This is a genomic window from Novosphingobium sp. (assembly GCF_036820275.1).
Taxonomy (GTDB): domain Bacteria; phylum Pseudomonadota; class Alphaproteobacteria; order Sphingomonadales; family Sphingomonadaceae; genus Novosphingobium.
Window position 1 is genome coordinate 1 of sequence record NZ_DAISLT010000031.1, and the last position, 17,187, is coordinate 17,187.

Annotated in this window: 10 protein-coding genes; 5 read left to right on the top strand and 5 right to left on the bottom strand. The window is 59.6% G+C overall.

From position 1 onward, the window contains the following. Window positions 1-797: 797 nt before the first annotated feature. The gene (locus tag V7066_RS20350) at window positions 798-4,667 is read left to right on the top strand and encodes a hypothetical protein (RefSeq protein WP_334184808.1); all 3,870 of its coding nucleotides are present in this window, start codon (window positions 798-800) and stop codon (window positions 4,665-4,667) included. 23 nt (window positions 4,668-4,690) lie between these two features. On the opposite strand, the gene V7066_RS20355 is transcribed toward V7066_RS20350, so the two are convergent. Then, entirely contained in the window at window positions 4,691-6,622 is a 1,932-nt protein-coding gene (locus V7066_RS20355; protein ID WP_334184809.1) for an ATP-dependent helicase, read from the bottom strand. Next, window positions 6,619-8,676, bottom strand: coding sequence for an ATP-dependent nuclease (locus tag V7066_RS20360; RefSeq protein ID WP_334184810.1), 2,058 nt, complete (start codon window positions 8,674-8,676; stop codon window positions 6,619-6,621). Before V7066_RS20360 ends, V7066_RS20355 begins: the two co-directional genes overlap by 4 nt. A 267-nt stretch (window positions 8,677-8,943) precedes the next feature. Between V7066_RS20360 and V7066_RS20365 the strand changes: the two genes are divergently transcribed. Next, complete coding sequence (locus V7066_RS20365; protein WP_334184811.1) at window positions 8,944-9,444, top strand: DUF2726 domain-containing protein; 501 nt, start codon at window positions 8,944-8,946, stop codon at window positions 9,442-9,444. An 11-nt stretch (window positions 9,445-9,455) separates the two neighbouring features. After that, a complete protein-coding gene (locus V7066_RS20370; RefSeq protein ID WP_334184812.1) occupies window positions 9,456-9,881 on the top strand; it encodes a hypothetical protein in 426 nt (141 codons plus the stop codon). A gap of 631 nt (window positions 9,882-10,512) precedes the next feature. On the opposite strand, the gene V7066_RS20375 is transcribed toward V7066_RS20370, so the two are convergent. Genes V7066_RS20375 through V7066_RS20385 form a run of 3 tightly spaced genes read right to left on the bottom strand, consistent with a single transcriptional unit; the run spans window position 10,513 to window position 14,560 of the window. Beyond that, window positions 10,513-12,528, bottom strand: a complete 2,016-nt coding sequence (locus V7066_RS20375) for a hypothetical protein (RefSeq protein WP_334184813.1) — start codon at window positions 12,526-12,528, stop codon at window positions 10,513-10,515. Further along, window positions 12,525-13,772: a hypothetical protein gene (locus tag V7066_RS20380; RefSeq protein ID WP_334184814.1), complete on the bottom strand. Its 1,248-nt coding sequence runs from the start codon at window positions 13,770-13,772 to the stop codon at window positions 12,525-12,527. The genes V7066_RS20375 and V7066_RS20380 overlap by 4 nt, the downstream gene beginning before the upstream one ends. A gap of 59 nt (window positions 13,773-13,831) precedes the next feature. After that, the gene (locus tag V7066_RS20385) at window positions 13,832-14,560 is read right to left on the bottom strand and encodes a trypsin-like serine peptidase (RefSeq protein ID WP_334184815.1); all 729 of its coding nucleotides are present in this window, start codon (window positions 14,558-14,560) and stop codon (window positions 13,832-13,834) included. A 394-nt stretch (window positions 14,561-14,954) separates the two neighbouring features. Between V7066_RS20385 and V7066_RS20390 the strand changes: the two genes are divergently transcribed. Continuing rightward, entirely contained in the window at window positions 14,955-15,989 is a 1,035-nt protein-coding gene (locus tag V7066_RS20390; RefSeq protein ID WP_334184816.1) for an ETEC_3214 domain-containing protein, read from the top strand. A gap of 186 nt (window positions 15,990-16,175) precedes the next feature. After that, window positions 16,176-17,099: a DUF3616 domain-containing protein gene (locus tag V7066_RS20395; RefSeq protein ID WP_334184817.1), complete on the top strand. Its 924-nt coding sequence runs from the start codon at window positions 16,176-16,178 to the stop codon at window positions 17,097-17,099. Window positions 17,100-17,187: the final 88 nt, after the last annotated feature.

Sequence of the window (17,187 nt, forward strand, 5' to 3'; positions counted from 1 at the left end):
TATGGCTGCCTGAGTCAAACCGGATAGCCTCCGGAAAACCCGGGACGCTTCATACGACAGGACCAGTCACCTTTGAGAATGTGTCTCCATCGAAACGAAAATGCTCAGGCCGTTCCCACGTAACCGCTGCTCCATTCTGTGTATCCTGTAATTCGAAACGAAAGATCGTCGTGTCATCGATCTTAAGTTCCCAGATGCCGGGGGCCCCGGAAAGAGCGGCGGTAGCGTTCAGCACGAATGGGAGGATAGCTTTCATTACTTCGATGGTGCCACGCTCTAATTTTGACCACAATGCCAACGGCTGCGGTCGGGTGGGTTCTGGATTAAATCTTTGAAAGGCAGGCTGTCCGCCAAGCTCGGCCTCGCACCCCACTTAATCGACCTTCACATGGCCTCTGCGACGCCGTGAAAGCGTCGTCATGCAGGGGGCGGATCGAGACGCGCTACGACCAAAATGTACCAGAGTCGGCGGTTAATCCCAGCGAATCCGACCCATGTAAGTCGTTCAGCAGCCAATTTTCGATGCCCACCAGCAGACAGTCCGCTATACGTCGACTAGCTTGGGTCTTCGGCCCGTTCTAAAGATTGCAGGTCTTGCCTCCCTTGGACTGCAAGGCGTCTCGAAACCAATCTGCATCGTAGCCAGCACGGCTGCTATCATCGGCCACAACTATCGCGCTAATTTTGTCGGTGCATTCGTAGTGTCGATCCTATTCGACGCCATGACTTGGCCGCACCTGATCGGGCGCGAAAGGAACGGTTTGTTTCTGGAGGGATACCATGCCTAGATGGCACTAATGGCAGACGCTGCAATTCAGATCGATCCCAACCTTTGGGCAACCAGCCGAGCCGGCGCACGGGCGGGGCGGGGCTTTCGCTTTCAGGATGCCGCAGGCGCATGGTTGGCGACCCGGATCTGGACCGGGAATCTTGATGCCACGGTCCTCGTACCTGAGGGCATAGACGACCTCACGCTCCATGGCGGGACCGCAGAGATTCGTGTCCAGGCAAAGTCCCGCCATGATCCGCGCGGTCGATTCACGACCGCGGAACTCGCCACAATCATCGCGAAATCGGCCAGCACCATCGAGGTAGAGAGGCTGCGGTCCGGGGCGTGTAGGATTGTGATTCTGCTCGAGCGACCTGCCGAGGAACTCTCCGAAACCGGTTGGGACGGCAACCTCGCCGATGATGCAAATAATGCCGTGCGTTTGGCCTCCTATCTTTCGGACTTCACCGCATCGAAGGGCCTGACCCTCACCGAGCTTCTTAGAGTTGCCGCGGTAATGAGTATCGCCAATCCGGTAGACGAGAGCGTCAACCTGTTTGGCGCGCGCCGCGATACTCCCGACGCTGTCGGTCGGCTGATAGCGCATCGTCTCCGTCACCTCGTCGGCGAACGAGCCGACCATAATTATCGCGCGCCAGCAGACAAACCGGCCGTCGTGGACGCGACCGACGTCGAAGCGATTGCCGCAGATGTCGTTGCGCTTATCGACCGTGATGGACTGTTCCCGGCCATCGCCGCTGGTCTTTGCGAGCCTGTCACCTTTGCACCCTTGGAAGATCCCCATTTCTATGAGGGCGTTGACGCTGCGCCCGGCCATGTCGCAGCAGGGCTCGTGATGGAGCGCCCGGACCTGATGGTTGAGGTGGCGGCCGGCCTCCAACGGCAGCGGCGCGTGCTGATCACGGGGCCATCGGGAAGCGGGAAATCCGCGGCGGCTTGGCTGTTCGCTTACGAAAACCGACATGCCATCCGCTGGTTTCGGTTGCGACGCGCAACCGCCGATCAGGCCCATCTTTTGGTACAATTGGCTCATAGCCTCGAAGCATCGCCTGAGCGCGCCGTGGGGTTCGTGTTCGATGATGTCGGTCGCGACCTTGGCGGGATCTGGGAAGCGCTGGCAGATGAACTCGGCCACACGCCCGGAGTGTTGCTGCTTGGCACAATACGCGAGGAAGACCTCTTCCTCATCAGCAGTCTCGCCTCGACCGCGCTGGCGCGCCCGGCTCTCGACGCCGAGCTCGCCGAAAGAATCTGGCTGGCGTTGCGGCAAGAGCGCGAGCTGGCTTTCCTCCACTGGCGGGAGCCTTTCGAACGCAGCAAAGGGCTTCTGCTCGAATACGGGCATCTGCTGACAAGTGGACAGCGGCTGCAGGATACGCTGGATGCCCAGGTCCGCCGCCGCTTGCTCGAAGGTCGCGACGATGAGCTTGCCATCCTTCAGTCGGTCGTTCCTGCCGCACGCTTCGGAGGGTCGGCCGACTCCGGAAGGCTCCGCGACCGTTTGGGATTGAGCCAAGGTGACTTCGCGCGCGCCTTGGCGCGGCTGGTGGACGAACACGCCGTACGCGTCAGGGACGATGGCAGCCTCGGCGGACTGCACCAAATTCGATCGGCGGGACTGTATGCCGCGCTCGAGCAGCAATTGCCTCGTAACCTCGACATCGAGCTAGAGGAATTGGCGGCCGTCCTCCGTAGCCATGATTTCTCCGTTGTTCTCCCGCAACTTCTAGCCGCGCTGCCCGAAGCCGATGACGCAGTCCTAGACGCGCTAGCCAGACGTGCCGCTGCACTTTCGGTCCCCGAACTCGCCGCTATATTCCATGGACTCGGGCTTGCCGCGTGCGATCGGGTTGCCGAGCGCTGGATCGCGATCGTCGAGGAGGAAGACCTCGAGGTGCGGCACGCCAGTCTAGCCTTCTCGTTTGCTCTGGCTGGATCATCGCTGGATTTGCCCCAATTCGCGAAGGTCAACGCTGTGATCGCGCGGCTGCCCGAGGTCGGCCAGCGCGACCTGCGCGCGGTATTGCTCGAACGCATGGGCGGTTTGCCCGCCGAAATCGACGCGGATCTGGAGGATTATCACGAGCTTGCCGCTGCGCTGGTGCCGATGGTGACGATGGCGCCAGCTCCCAGGTTCACCGCGCTGCCTGCGGCCGACAGGGTCGATGTCCCGCTCGAGCAGGCGCTCGCGGTCACAGCGACGATACGCGAATTCGGAGCCGCAACAGCGCAGCAACTCGCAAATTGTTTCGGCGGGAGCAATCATCTGCTGTCGAGAATCCATAAGGAAGTCGCCTGGGTGACGCGCCCGACGATCGAGGCAGAAAACGGAGCACTGGTGGTAACCTCGAACGTCCGCTTCCAGGGAGAGCCGATCCATCCAAATGCAAACGATACCGTGGTCGAGCATTGCGCACGGCTGTTCGCGGCCGTTCCAACAGCCGATATTGCCGCTTCCTCAATGCTCGGCTGGGACGGTAACCCAGCCGGACTCCAGGGCCATCCGCTCGCAATCAAGCACATCCCTCGTGATAACCTGCCGGCTCCGGTGCGCATCGCCTGGAATCGAGCCGCCTTGCGAGCGATCCAGAGCCGCTCCGGACCGACCACTGAAAGCGGCCGCGCGAATGCCCTTGCCAGCGCCATCACAGAACTCGCGACCATGCTCGCCGATGCCGCCGACCTGTACTGCCGCGGGATAGCGGCGGATCAACGTTTCACGACCTTACTGGCGGTTCGCTCATTGTTGAATTCATTCATCCAACCACCCTCAGTCGGTTCGACCACGCGCTCTGCCCGCGATCAGGGCGAGTATTCGACAGCCGATCAGACTTACGACTTTGTCGCATCGCTCACTCAGCTCGCCCAGGAATTGGGAGGAACGATCGAGCGTCCAATACTCATGTCTGTCAATGCCGCAAAGCTGCATACGGACGCCGAAGTATTGCTGTCGGCTAGCAGCTGGAGATGGGTCGAAGCCCCGCCAGTGGATGCACTGCAGAGCCTATCCGCGACTCTCCATGACATCGATGCGATCCTCGGCGATGCCCATGCGAATGCCGAGGCATTCCGACGTTCCCGGCTGGTAGCGGAGCGCACCAGTCGCAATCGTCGGGCGCGAATTCGGTTCGCAGCCGACGCGAGAGAGCGCGCTCGGCACGCTGCGGAGGCGATGACCGCGCAAATCCGCGCCGCGCTTGCCGCGAACGATATCGAGGCGCTCGTGGTTTCGCGGCCAATGGACGAGCCGGACGCACCATATTGGCCGCGCGTTGACTATGCGATCCTGCTACCGGTCGAGCATCTCATCGACTATATGACGCTTGCAGATAACTTTACTGCGATTGTCAGCCAGTTTCCCGACACCCATCGCGTCAGCATCGTGCCAGTCCGTGAGGGGCTGGTGGTCGCGGCCCTAGCCGGTGTTTTTCTGTCGACATTCTTTCCGATGACCGACTTCGCGGCGAAATGGTCAGGACATCTGCCGCTCCCGATTTTGGAGGAGCGCGCAGCGGCCGCGCTTGCCGAGGCGTTCAACGTGCTCCTTCAGATCTCGGCGGTGTTCGCGAATGCTGACCGGGACCTCAATGAGGATGAGCAGGGATATGCGCAACAGCTCGTAGACAGCGTCAGTTCTCGGCTGGCATTGCTCGAGACGCTGCGTGATACCGAATATGATGACGATATTGGCGATGCGTGCCGGCTGATCCAAGAAGTGCTCGATCGCGTCCGAAGGGAGCTCGATGGCGACCCGGCGGAGCGGCTGTCGACGGAGTTCGCGCGCATGGGAAATGGCGAACAGACAGAGTTCACCACCCGTGTCATCGCGTACCGCGTCGGACTCCTCGAACGCGACATCCTTTCGTGCGTCCAATGAGCAGGTTGGGCCCAGCCCCCTGTTTAGACTCTGCGTTCTGTGACACCGGCCTCGGCCAACAGCGTGAATATCTCGTCTATCTTGCTTCGTCGATCGCTGGCGCACCGTGTAAGCACCAGACGTTCCCTGGCGCGCGAAGCAGCGACGAAAAAGAGCGAATGCCCCTCCTCAACGTCACGGTCGAAGCTCCACCACTCGTCGTCGTTTAGGCCCAGAAGCACGACCAGATCATATTCGAGCCCCTTACTCTTTGTGATCGTGAGCAACGGCACTTGGCCGTTGCCCCGATAGCGATCGATCGCCCCCCTCCATGAACCGGTCGCGCCCGCGCATTCGACCAGGAACTCGACAGTTGCCTTCCGGATGTTCTCGAAGAACTCGCCCGTCGCGTATTGAGGCGCGAGGCCGCGTAACCGGTCGAGTCCGAGTGCCTCTTCAATTGTTGCCACGACGCGCCGTACCTCCGCTTCCTCCGGCTGGACCTCCGGATCCAGTCGATTGGCTCTGTGAAAGGCGTCTACCCGGACCGCCAACGCGCGCTCCGCGCTTTCGTCGTCATCGATTTCGATCCCTTGAGCGGCCGCGAAATGTCCCATAGCGATCGACCAGAGAGGGCCGCCGTGTGTGCGAGTGGCAAACTCGACAAGGTCAAGGACGGCGCGCGAATAGATCTCGGTCATCAAATCCTGGATCGAGCCGCCACCGACGTCCCGGTCCTCGTTGCGGTAAGAGACATTTGCGGCCTCAAAGGCCTCGCGCAGGCGGTCTTCCCACTCCGGCGCACGCTGTCGCACAAGCAAACCGATCGAACGGGGATCCGCACCTTCCTTGATCGCCTTCGCCACGATTTCTGCCACGCCGCGCGCCTCCACATCTTGATCGCTTGCGACCATCAAGGCGAAGATCTCGCTGTCGGGCAAGGCGGGCGCTTGCCGCAGGGCGACGAAGTCGGGCTCGTCGGGGGCAATTCGACGCTTCAGGATGTTGAGGATTCGGACGATCCGGTCGTTGCTGCGATAATTCCGGGTCAAGGTAAGCCTGCCCAGCGCACCGGGTTTGCTGAGGAAATCGCTTTCGAAGGCTTCGAACACGTCCCGCTGTGCACCAGCCCAGCCCATGATCCGCTGCTTCACGTCCCCAACGGCAGTGAGCACGCAATCGGAACCGGCAAAGATCGCCTGAACCAAGCCGTATTGGACCGAGGTCGTATCCTGGAACTCGTCCAAAAAGACATGACTATAAGTGGCGCGCAGCGCGTCGCGGATAGCTGGATTGGCGGCAATGATCGCCGTCGCTAGGCAGCCGATCTGTCCGAATGAGAACGTCGGTGGCGTTGAGATCAGCCCTCGGCGAAGCGCCACTAACTGCAAGAATGCACCGACGGTGGGTACTGTCAAAGGCTCGAGAACTAGGCGCTGGATGCCGTGGTTATAGTCGTCGTACGACGCACTCTGGATGTCGTTGGCCGCAGGTGGGCGCGTAAAAAAACCGGCGGCCCATCCGGTCGGCTGAGCGCCATTCGTGAGGCTATTCGCAACGGAGTACCGGAATTCGGGGAACCCTTGGCGTGAGGGATAGATCGGGCCGATCCGGTAGGCGTTACCGAGCGCCCAGCGAGAAGGCAGAGCGCGCCAGAAGCGGTCGAGCAATTGCTTAGCGAACGCATCGAAAGTCATCGAATCTAGCTGGCGTGCCGCCTCGGGCCCGCTGCGCCGCGCAACCCTGTCACGAAGATTGCTGGCGGCATCGCGCTTGAAGCTGATTGCGAGGATGCGGCGCGGGAAAGGGCATATCCCGGTTTGAAGCAGATACGCCGCACGCTGGCCCAGCAATTCCGTCTTGCCCGTACCCGGGCTCGCCGCAACCAGCGCACTCCCCATGGACTTGACCGCGAGAAGCGCGGCCTCCTCGAGCGAAGCCACACCGATCGGCTTCCAGTCCGTCGGCCGGATCACGCAGTGCCTTCCTCGAGCTTGCGCTTCACATGGGCCACCAGGCGCTGCAGCACGACCGGCGTCTGGAGGACATAATCGACGCTTTTGTCGGCATCGAGCACGCCCAGCGCGAACAGATGCGTCGCCGGTTTTCCCCGACTTCCGAGAAACAGATACTTATACCACGCGAAAAGCTTGTGGACGTCCAGCCCTTGGTAGGGGCCGGCGCCATAGCCATCCTCGCCCAGCACGATCTCGACCGCCTTATCGACCACCGCCGGATCATCGGGATTGCGCGGCCCACGCGCACCGGCCGGGAGCGTTTTATATGCGATCGGGAAGGCCTGGAGCATCAGCATATCCAGATCGAGCTCGCTCGACATGAACACGCCGAACTGCTCAAACCACTCCTTCCAGGACCGGATATTTTCAAGCGTCCAGCCGTCAGCACCCCAATTGCCTCGCGAAAAGGCTGCGGCCTTGTCCAAGCTGGACTTGACCTCGTCCTGGAACCTTCCACTGCGTGACAGCAGCGCTTCAGCCAGCGTCTTGAACGTCACGATGTCGCCACTGCTCCGCCCGAGGTCGAGATCGAGCAGGGTCGTGTGCGGGATTCCAAGCTGTTCCACGAGCCGCCAGAAATGCTGAACGTGGCGGCCCCCTATGGGCACGATCGCGACAAACGAACGGTCTATGGGAACGCCAAGCTTGTCGGCAATCCAGGGCAGGACGATCTCCTCCGAGGCACCCTCACCGAAAATCGCATGCCGCGCGAAGTAGATCTCCGGATGAGCACGAACCGCTTCGCGAACAAACTTCGAAGCCTCGGTCCCGTCGGGCGGAAGGGTCAGCGCAGAAATGCTCGAAACGCCTGACGATGTGTCACGTCGAATATGCCGAATGGCAGTGGGCTCGACCCGACCGACGATCGAGGGAGCATGGCTGGTAATGACACCCTGAACTCTTTTGGTTCCAGTCAGCTTCTCGAGCTGGGTCAACAGGCGCGCGAGAAAATAAGGAGCGAGATGGTTCTCAGGCTCCTCGAACGCGAAGATGGTCAGCGCAGGCGCCCTCGAGAATCGCTCCTCGAAGGGCGGGGACTTACCGTCGCGGATTTCCACCTCGAGTTCGAGCTTCAGATCGAGCAGCGCTTTGACCAGCGCAAAGTGGAAAAGGGAACGCTGTCCGTCGCTCAGGTCCTCGACGCCCATCACTCGCCCTAGCGACGACGGCGTTAGCTGTATGCTGGCCGCCCGGATAATCTGCTGGAGGTCGGGCGGCAGAACCGTCAGGCGAGCGCTGGTCCCAGTTTCCGCGGTATTGAGCTCAGCCCAGCAGCCATTGATGGCTTTGTTTACCCGATCGAGCGCGCTCTCGGCATCGAGCTTGTCGGCAGCGTCCTGGATCAGTTGAGTGATCTCTTCCTTGTTTTGCCAGACGACCGCATTCATGAGGCTTCGGCCGAGACTGCGGACCGTAAGTTGTGTGAGGGCCGTCACGTCCCGTGACGCAGGAATGTAACGGACCGTGATGTTGCTGCGCTCGCTGGCTGTCACACGCTTCTTGATCGACGGGTCCTGCTCGCCCATCGCCACGTCGTCCGTCGTTAGAATCCAGAAAAGCTTTTCCTCTATGACGCCGTCGAGCGTCCCGCCCAGTTCCCAACTGGCCTCCAGGCGCAGCCGCGCATAAGGCGTCTCGCCGGGCGCGGTCACGATCATATGCCGGAACACTGACGGCACCGTCTTTTCCGCGTCTGTGCCGCCCTCGGCCAATTCCGGAAACGCGATCAGCGCTTCCAGGAACAGCTCGCGCTTCGCTTTACTCTCCAGACGCTCGTTTGGTGCGACGAAGAAGTCGGCGGGTTGAATTGTACGCTCGTCGCGTGTCTCGCCGAACAGCCGCAGCAGCGCCTGCAAGAACGCGCTTTTTCCGGTTCCATTACGTCCGATGAAGACCGTCGTATCAGCAGCCAAGTCAACGTCGATCGGGTGAGGTCCATCAAGAATTTCCAGGAAAGGGCACGAAGTGAAGAACCCCCGGAAATTCCACAGCCTGAGCGTCTTGATATACACAGTGGACCTGTTCCCCCTTATTTGTAGCCAGCTCTATACAGTTTCCGACACGGCGTCTCCGTTCAAACTCGGCTTGTTGGACATCTCGCCAACATATTCTGAGTTCGGCCTCCGCCTTTCGAGCTCGCGACGCTGTAATGTCCGCATTCGCAGCCTGTAGGTTCCGCTAGCTGCTGCTCGAATATATGATCAAGGCAGACGAAGCCGCGCCGCCAAAGCTGCGTTAGGCGGCAGCTATGCTATACAGGCGCAATGCGACGAAAGCTCATGAATGGCGGCGAGGCACGGCTGCACCGCGAAATCGCCGATGCGGTCGGCGGCTTCCGAGGCGATATCTTCCGTAAGGTCCGTGTCGCGGACGCGATAGATATCCGGCGGCTATCTCGTCGCAACCTTGGGACCTACGCCTTACAGGCTCATTTCGACATCTGCGTTAGTGATGAAGAAGGTCTAGCTGCTTTTGCCGTTGAATATGACGGCGCTGGCCATGACCCCTCCAAGGATGAGTTGAAAAATGACATCGCGCGCGAAGCGGGGCTGGCGCTTTTCAGGATTGATGAACGGCTTCTTGAACGAACCTGCGGAGGAATGACCTTCCTCCAGTATCTTGTGCATCTCTGGTTTATGGCCGGAGAATTTCGCCGTGCTCAGGAATTAGGTCATATCGACCCGAGCGAGCCCTTCATGATGAGCGGGTTCCTGCGGCCTGACGCGCAGCACATTTTCGACTCTGAATTGACTTGCACGCCGCCCCGCTGGCACGGCTGAGGAAGCTGCTAATGAAGGCTGGCGTGATCGACCCGCCGCGCTCGCAGGCTTTGCTTGGCGTCTCGCACCTCATGCTTGGGAGGCGAGACTCAAGTTTTGTGGCCTATGCCGGACTGCGCTTCCCCCCAAAGATGATTTACGGTCGCGCAAAGCTCGATATCGGTACACCATCTTTGGGCGGGCTTGATGAGTTGCCTTTCGGCTGGTCGGCCCTAGCGGATTTCTGCGAGGGAATGGCGTTGGACAACTCGGCTGACAATGCGGAGATGCTTCTTCAGCAAGGCAGCCATGCGGTATTGGAATTCACAGATATCGAAACAGAAGTTAGCGGCCTCCAGCAGAATGGCTATCGCCTCCTGCGAGCGGGCGGCACTTCCGATGGCCTTCTAGGGATCATGCTCGCCGATCTGGCAAGCCGCGCGAACAAAGGCCGATAAAGCAGCCATCGACTCGGATCAAGAACGGCGGCTTTCGAAGAGTGTTTACTCAAAAGCCGTCTGACCCGAATGTCCCACGACAAGTCGTTCAGGTTCACCCGAACCCCGGTGAACTGAGCGCAGCTATCAGGAGGCTGAGTTGAGGTGGTCTGCGGCCGCTTTGTCGGCGGAGCAGGGCAGGGCAGGGGCGCTACCGGCAGGTCACGACCCATCTCGGACACTCAGCAGTGAGTTTCGACTAGCTAGGTGCGGAAGGTCCCCTTTCCCGGCAGGCAGCGACCAATTCGAGCCAATCCGGTGGAGTACCAACAATGTCAGCTCACACTGAAACTAGTCATTCGAGGGCGAAAGAGGTGACGTACAGCTGCGATCGGCTGATCGCAAATGAGACCAAAAACAACAACGTCGTCCACGCCGCTATCCTGGCCGAGGTGCCGAATTCGTCATACCTCGGGCGGTTCCGTGTAAATCCGCCGCCCCTATGATCGCGCAACTTCCTTCGGATGCCGAGCAGGTGCCGACTAAAGTACTGGCGATGCGCCACCCGTTAAATCAAGCTCGCCGCCAACCATATTTTTGGTGAGCTTGAGTCCCGAGCGTAGCCGAGATCGGCCCGCTCAAACCATCGAATTTAGGCCTTTGCTATAATCTCGTCCCGATAGCGAGCGGTAGCCGCAAATGTTATAGGATCGAACCATGTCAAAGCTCGATCAGTGAGCGCTTCGGCAAGGCTCCGAGATCTCTCGAAATCGGGCGCGGAAAATTCAACGATCTTTCCTTTTTCGGCGGCAGGATAAGTCCGATTTGCCTGGAAGGCGCTCAGGCGAACGATGTTGGCGACGATCGGATCTCGCTCAACACCATCAGCGATGGAGAGTGCCCTGCTCCGTCCCCGGACGCGACTCATGCGTTGCTCAAGCAATTCCTGAACAGCATCGTTTGCGCGGGTGTTAAGGGTCCCACCAAGGGCAAACCATCTTCCCGTGGCGTGGTCGAAGAGCGTGAATGCGTCCCGTTCCTCTTCGCCTTGCGGATGCGCCACTCTCAAGCGAATAGTCGAGGATCGCGTGATCATATCTCGCTCGGCCTGCCGATCATAAATGACGAGCAACGCCGTTACCTCATAGAAGCCGGGTTCCGCGAAAGCGAAGCCGCCGGCTCCGAAATGCAGTTGGACGTTGTCGGAGTGACTGACACCGGGATCCAGTCGGATAGCTCGATCCGGCGATGCGTCGTAACAACGGTCGATGATCGGCGAGAAAGAGCGCCTTTCCCCATGTTCAGGGTCTGACAGATCGAGGCGCCTGATCATGAACTCGAGGAAGCCAGCCTTCGCGTCGAGAAGAAACTCTGGGATATCGACCGGACGGCCGCTCGTGTTGGTCAGCTTGATTCCCAAAAATACTGGCTGACCAAACCGAAATAGAGGTCCCTGTTCAGGCAGGATCAACTCAATCCGGAAACCCGGTAATTCCGTTTCGGGCACGTAAGGCGAATAGCCGCCGTTTCCGTCCGCCCAATACCGCACCGAGTGAAAAGCCGCTCCGCCGGGAGAGACGTTGCGCAGTCCACCGTGACGAAGGAAAATCAACTCATCGGTATCAAAGGAGAAATTGAAAGCGGACCAGAATTCGTTCGCAGCCCCGCCGCCGCGGAACCGCCAATCATAATTCATAAACGACGTCGAATCGGCGCGACCGACTTCGCGCTCAAACCGGTGGGCCAAATTGAGGGCGTGGCCGATTTCGTGCACGGTCGTCTGGATGAGCTTTCGATCGGCGTCCGCGCCGAAACGGTCTCGTATCTCTTCGGCAAACACCGCCAGTCCCTGCCTCGGGAGTTCGTCGTCGCTGTCGAACATGACCCCTAGAAGACCGGGACGATTCGAGCGCGCCAGCCAGAGGAGCCGCAAATCGAAGCTGGGCCGGGACAGATCGCTCTGCGCATATGTACGCATCAGATGTTCAAGGGACTTCTCGCTCCAGCCACCGTCGGGCGCGGCGGGAATCTGCGTCGCCGTCCCGGCACCATAAGTGTCGAAGCCGGCAGCCTGTAGCGCCAGCGCGATGCTACGGGCTACACCACCGATGGTAGCTGTCGGTGGCGGCTGAACATTTACTTCCGAATCGATTTCCAGGCCCAAGCGTCGCAAGAACGGGCTTCGCCATTCGCACAAGAATGCCATCGGCGTACTATGCGCGAGGCCATCGATCAGCGCGTCGAGCGAGAGCGTCGCGATAGCCCGTTCGGGGGTCGATGCGTCAAGCTGCAAGCCTCCCGTCGCGCTCTGTTGCGATGCTCCCTCGACAATCACTTGCCAGTTGCCGCTCGCGCCGCTTATCGATTTTCCTGGTGCACTCCGGCCCGAGGCCACAAACGTCTCGCCGAAGTGCTCGCGACGGTAGATGTCGAAACTTGCGACGCCCGCCCCGGCCGCGTCGAGCCGAAGGTCGACGCGAAGCTGAGGATTGGAACCGTCATAGCGTCCGTCGCGCAGCACTACGGCGTTGTCTGCAAGCGGGAAGGTCATCATGACGCTCGGCAGACCCAATAAGTCTGGTTCAAGGGGGTCTGTGCCCCATCGTCCCATCGGAACGTCAGCCTCGAAAAAGCCGTCCGGCCGGCGACCAAGTCCATTATCGGTCATGGGTGCGTAGCCCCAAGCGCGGCAACCTTCACGGCGACTGCGGCGCAAGCACCGTTCACGCTACCGCTTGGGTCGATGACCTTGATGCTCAGCGCATCGCTTTCAGCAAGGCCGATGTTGTCGAAACCTCGCGCGGTTGCCTTTGTAATGAGCGTGCGAATGGCTCCGCGCGCTTCGGCAATGGCCTCGAACGAAGGCTTGCCAGTACTGCACGCACGGGTCTTTGTAAGAGCACTCGCCAAAGCAGTTTCGTATTCGGTCCTGAGCGTAGCTGCAGCCGTCACCTCCTCTGTGCGAGCCTTCTCCCGCTCAGCCGGATCGAGTTCGTTTTTCAGTGCGGTCGAGACTGCGCCGGTCACAGCGTCCGACCCCACCACGCCGCCGATGAATTTCAGAAACGTATCGGCCTCCTGCGTCTCCGTAACGAGTACGCCAAGGGTCAGTGGCTGCTTGCTTTCAACAAGGGCAAGTTTGAACCAAGCGGAGGCATCGACAGGACCCACATAGGCGTTGTGGGCGATGGGCGCGTCGGGGCCGCCGCCGATTGGATTGGCGGCCGGCGCCGGTCCTGCCGCAATGGCTGCAGTATAGTCACGGGCGACCTTGGGCTGCAGCTCTCCAAGCACGATGGAGGCGGCCGCATTGGTTTCCGTCACGAGTTGGGCCTTGTCCGGCGCGAAATAGGTCAGGAACACCGCGATGTGACGGCTTTGCCCAGGCCTCAACGCCCGGCCCCCGATCGGCGCATCAAGGCGTGCGTAGAGCGGCGTCAATGACAAGGCTTGTCCGCCAGTCGACTTTACCAGCCGCCCTTCGAAAAAGAAGTCGGGTTGAGCCGCGACGTAGATGCCGTTCGCAGCGAGCTTTTGCCAAGATGCGCTGATCTTCGTATCTATAAGATCTGTTGGCCTGCGACTGAGCGGCGGCGCATTGGTGAAGAAGCGCCCGCGTACGATCTGTACGCACGACCCTGTGCTAAACTCGTCTGCGGTAATATCAAGATTTCGGCTGGCAGTGGTTTTCCAAGTTTTCTCATCGCCGGCTGTCTTCAACGCGGTGCCGATCTTGTTGACCCCCGTTGTGATCAGCGTCCCCAAAAGGGCAGAGAGAATAGGGCCAAAAAATTCCTGCCCAGGGGTCACGCAAGGCCCTTGGGTCACCTGCGTTCCGTAGAAGGTGTCGGGATCGGTTTTCGGCTTCGCCGCCATGGCAGGTGTTGCGAAAGCATTAGCAAGCAGCAGCACGATCGCCGTGCCCTCTCGCATGGCTTTTAGAGGCAGTTGCCCTCGATATGTCATCCCAGTCATCCCCATTGATCGATGTGCTGCTGTATGAACGCGACCAACGCAGGCCTAAGTGGCAGCGCCGTATTGGCGGACGGAAATTTCGCGGCGAACGGATTGCTTGCGAAGCCGCCGACATGGATTGCGATGGCGCTGGCAGGGGCTCCCACCAGGATCATTGGCGCACCGCTATGGCCGGTGGCCGTGTCGATCGAGTGCACCATCAGAGTATCATGGGCTCGGAATGCCTTGGCCGTGTGGCTCACAAGATTGCTCTGGCCATTTGGAAAGCCTGTCACGTACGCTGACAAGGCGGCCGGTGGCCCAGGGTCGTTTATCGCCAGCAGCGGTAGGTTTAACGGCTGCAGTCGGACGCAGGCGACATCCCAAGGATCAGCGATCGCACCCATTCCTCTATATTGTGGATGGATCCGCGCATCCTGCGCGACGATCGCTTGCGTCAGCGTCGGAAATAAAAGCCTGACTTGTTTGATCGCACCCCCACCAGGCGGTCTGAAATTATGCGCGGCCGTTACTGCCGTCGCATGTCCTGCTAGCCATGCAGTGCCGGCGCCAAAGAGACCGCCTTGATCATAGAGTTCCAACCGACCTACTGTTGCGAAGGGAAGTTGATGGAGCGCTTGGAATGGGACGGCCTTCCAGGCAGCGCCTGTAGGCGTAACGACATCGAGCGCAAAATCGCCACCTGACAGATGTGTTGTCGGGGTGTCCGTCTCGAGACTCGGCATGGGCACCCCCGTCAAGAAGAGACCGTAAAGATTTCAGATTTACTTGAGTCGATCAAGCAACAATGCCGAATTTCATCAGTTCGGACAGCTTTTTGTCATGAAAACCCGCGATCTCCTACGTTAAATATCTGCAGAATCTACGTATTTCTGCGCACCTTCAACGCGATGTCGATCTACGATCAGAGGTTTTTTGATGCTATATCGATCCAAGCCTCGATATCACGAAGATCGAAACCAAGTTGTAGATGCAGAGAATCACGTGTTCCTGTGGCAAATCTGGCGGACCGTCTACCGCTTTTGCGCTTAACGAAGTGCATCATAGATCGATCGATCATAGGCCATTTCGGCCGCAGACCTAGCGATCGATTGACTTGGGGCCAACCTGTGGCAGCCTGTGCGGATCGGCGGACGGGGGAATGGGATCGTGTCGTGGATTAATAGCGCCTTCGAGCACATTCCTGAGGCCGCGGCCTCCCCGCGAGCGCTCGTCGCCTACCTCGGGGCCGTGGTGGCGGGCGCCATTCTCAGCTACCAGATCGCCCGCAACCGGTCGCAGCAGAAGCTGATATTGGCCCTACCCGAAGACAAGCGCGATGAACGCGTCCGCGAGATTATCGGCAAGCCGTTCCCGGCCAAGTTTTCGGGCGAGCAGTGGCTCAGGCACAAGCGCTATCAGCTCATCTTGGCGGGGATCGGGCTAATCTGTGCCACGCTCGTCATCGTTTTCGCCATAGCTGCGGCGACGGCCTCGTCTCCGGTCATTACCGGTCCTGTTATCACAGAGATACCTGCGCCGCCGCCGACGCCGATCGAGACCGACGCTGCCCTCCTCGAGCGCTTCGACCTCAAGCTCGACAAGGACTTCGTGCGCAACTTGTTCGGTGTCCCCAACTGGACGACCAGCACCCAGGTCCAATCGCAGGACGGGCAGAGCTTCGCTACGATGCCAATCGAGATTTATTCCAAGAACGGCTATAATCTCACCGTCGGCTACGATGAGGAGAACAAGGTCAACATCTATTCGCTGGTGCCGACCGACGAAATGTTCCTGAAGACGTCGGCTCCTCAAACGGCGGTTCTCAACAAGACCTTCGCCGAGCTCGGTGCCGACGCCTTCGTTGCCAAGGACATGTCGCCCAAGTTCTACTACTACGCTGAAGGACATTTCGGCATGACCGAGGCCGAGGGACACGTCAGCGACGTCTATTTCTACACCGACACCGGGCTTGAGCACCAAGGCGAGGAGTACCTGCTTCCGCCCTCGAACGAGTCCGATAACCTCACCCAGGGCGACACCCCTGTCCAGAGCGACGATGCCAAGAAATGGCGCGCCAAGGCCAAGCCAAACGGCTACTTGCGGGCGCGGGAAGGCGTGGACATCGACTCGGTCTTCTTTCACGATATGAATTGGAAAAGCGTGGTGTCTTAAGCGGCAGCTGAGTCGGCGAGATCGACAGGTCTCGACCAGATTACGCCGTCTCCGTGTTTCGCTGCGAATTTCTGGAAGCGCTCGACGTATCGAAGGCGATGATCCATCTTGCCATGGCGAGCAACCTCCTCCGGCGGCTCCTTATCCGATCACTGTCTCAGCTCTCTTCAGTAGAAAGGCGACATTATGATCATCGCGCTACTTTCCATGATTACTTCGGCGTTCGCGTCACAGAGTGACATCCGATTCCCTGGTGCTTGCGATGGGTCTGCAGCCGTCGTGGTCGCGCCTAGACTATTCGTTTCCGCTTATGACGAGAGGAACTTCCTCCTCACTTTCACCTTCGATGGAGAGCCGGTCGGATCGCCGTTCGATTTGGATCGCTTTCTGAATGTTCCAGCAGGTTCGGAAAGCGATCTCGAAGGCGGTGCGCTCGCTGGTGACGGCCGCATTTACTGGATCGGCTCGCATGGCCGAAACAAGAACGCGAAACTCAGGCCGGAACGACACCGCTTCTTCGCAACCCAATGGGACGGCAAATTATCAACTGTCGGCCACGCGCGTTCCGATCTTCTGGATGCTTTGCTCTCTGACCCGAACTACAAAGACCTCGGACTGCAGTCGGCGAGCACAAATGCGCCTGAGGCAGAAGACGGGCTGAACATCGAGGGGTTAGCCGCCGCGCCGGACGCGGCTCTTTTCATTGGTTTTCGCAATCCGCTTTTCACTATCAACGGGGATAAACATGCGCTTGTCGTGACACTCCTAAATCCCGCAGAGTTGGTAGATAAAGGAGGTTCGACGCCCAGATTTGCGGGGCCGCGCTATCTCAATTTGGGCGGACGGGGCATCCGTTCCTTGGATCGGTTGAAAGACGGCACATATCGGATCGTCGCAGGCGCCATCGACGACAACAAGGACTTCGCACTTTTCTCCTGGGATGGGACCACGCAGCCCTCACAATTGAAAGCGGATTTCACTGATTTCAATCCCGAAGCGCTCATCGAAACCGCGCCGGGGGCGGTGATGGCGATCAGCGATGACGGAACGGACATATGCAAGGCTGCTCCAGCTTCGGAGCAAAGCTTCAGGGGACGAGCGCTCCCCTGAGGGGGTCGCGCCGAATCACGCTGGGCCCATTCTGACTGTCGGTCGGACGCGAAGAAATGTCGCGCGCGACTCGGTGCTCTTGGCTAAC

Coding starts and splice junctions, on each gene's coding strand:
- V7066_RS20350 (WP_334184808.1), top strand. CDS start 798: ATGGCAGACGCTGCAATTCAGATCGATCCCAACCTTTGGGCAACCAGC.
- V7066_RS20365 (WP_334184811.1), top strand. CDS start 8,944: ATGAATGGCGGCGAGGCACGGCTGCACCGCGAAATCGCCGATGCGGTC.
- V7066_RS20370 (WP_334184812.1), top strand. CDS start 9,456: ATGAAGGCTGGCGTGATCGACCCGCCGCGCTCGCAGGCTTTGCTTGGC.
- V7066_RS20375 (WP_334184813.1), bottom strand. CDS start 12,528: ATGACCGATAATGGACTTGGTCGCCGGCCGGACGGCTTTTTCGAGGCT.
- V7066_RS20385 (WP_334184815.1), bottom strand. CDS start 14,560: ATGCCGAGTCTCGAGACGGACACCCCGACAACACATCTGTCAGGTGGC.
- V7066_RS20395 (WP_334184817.1), top strand. CDS start 16,176: ATGATCATCGCGCTACTTTCCATGATTACTTCGGCGTTCGCGTCACAG.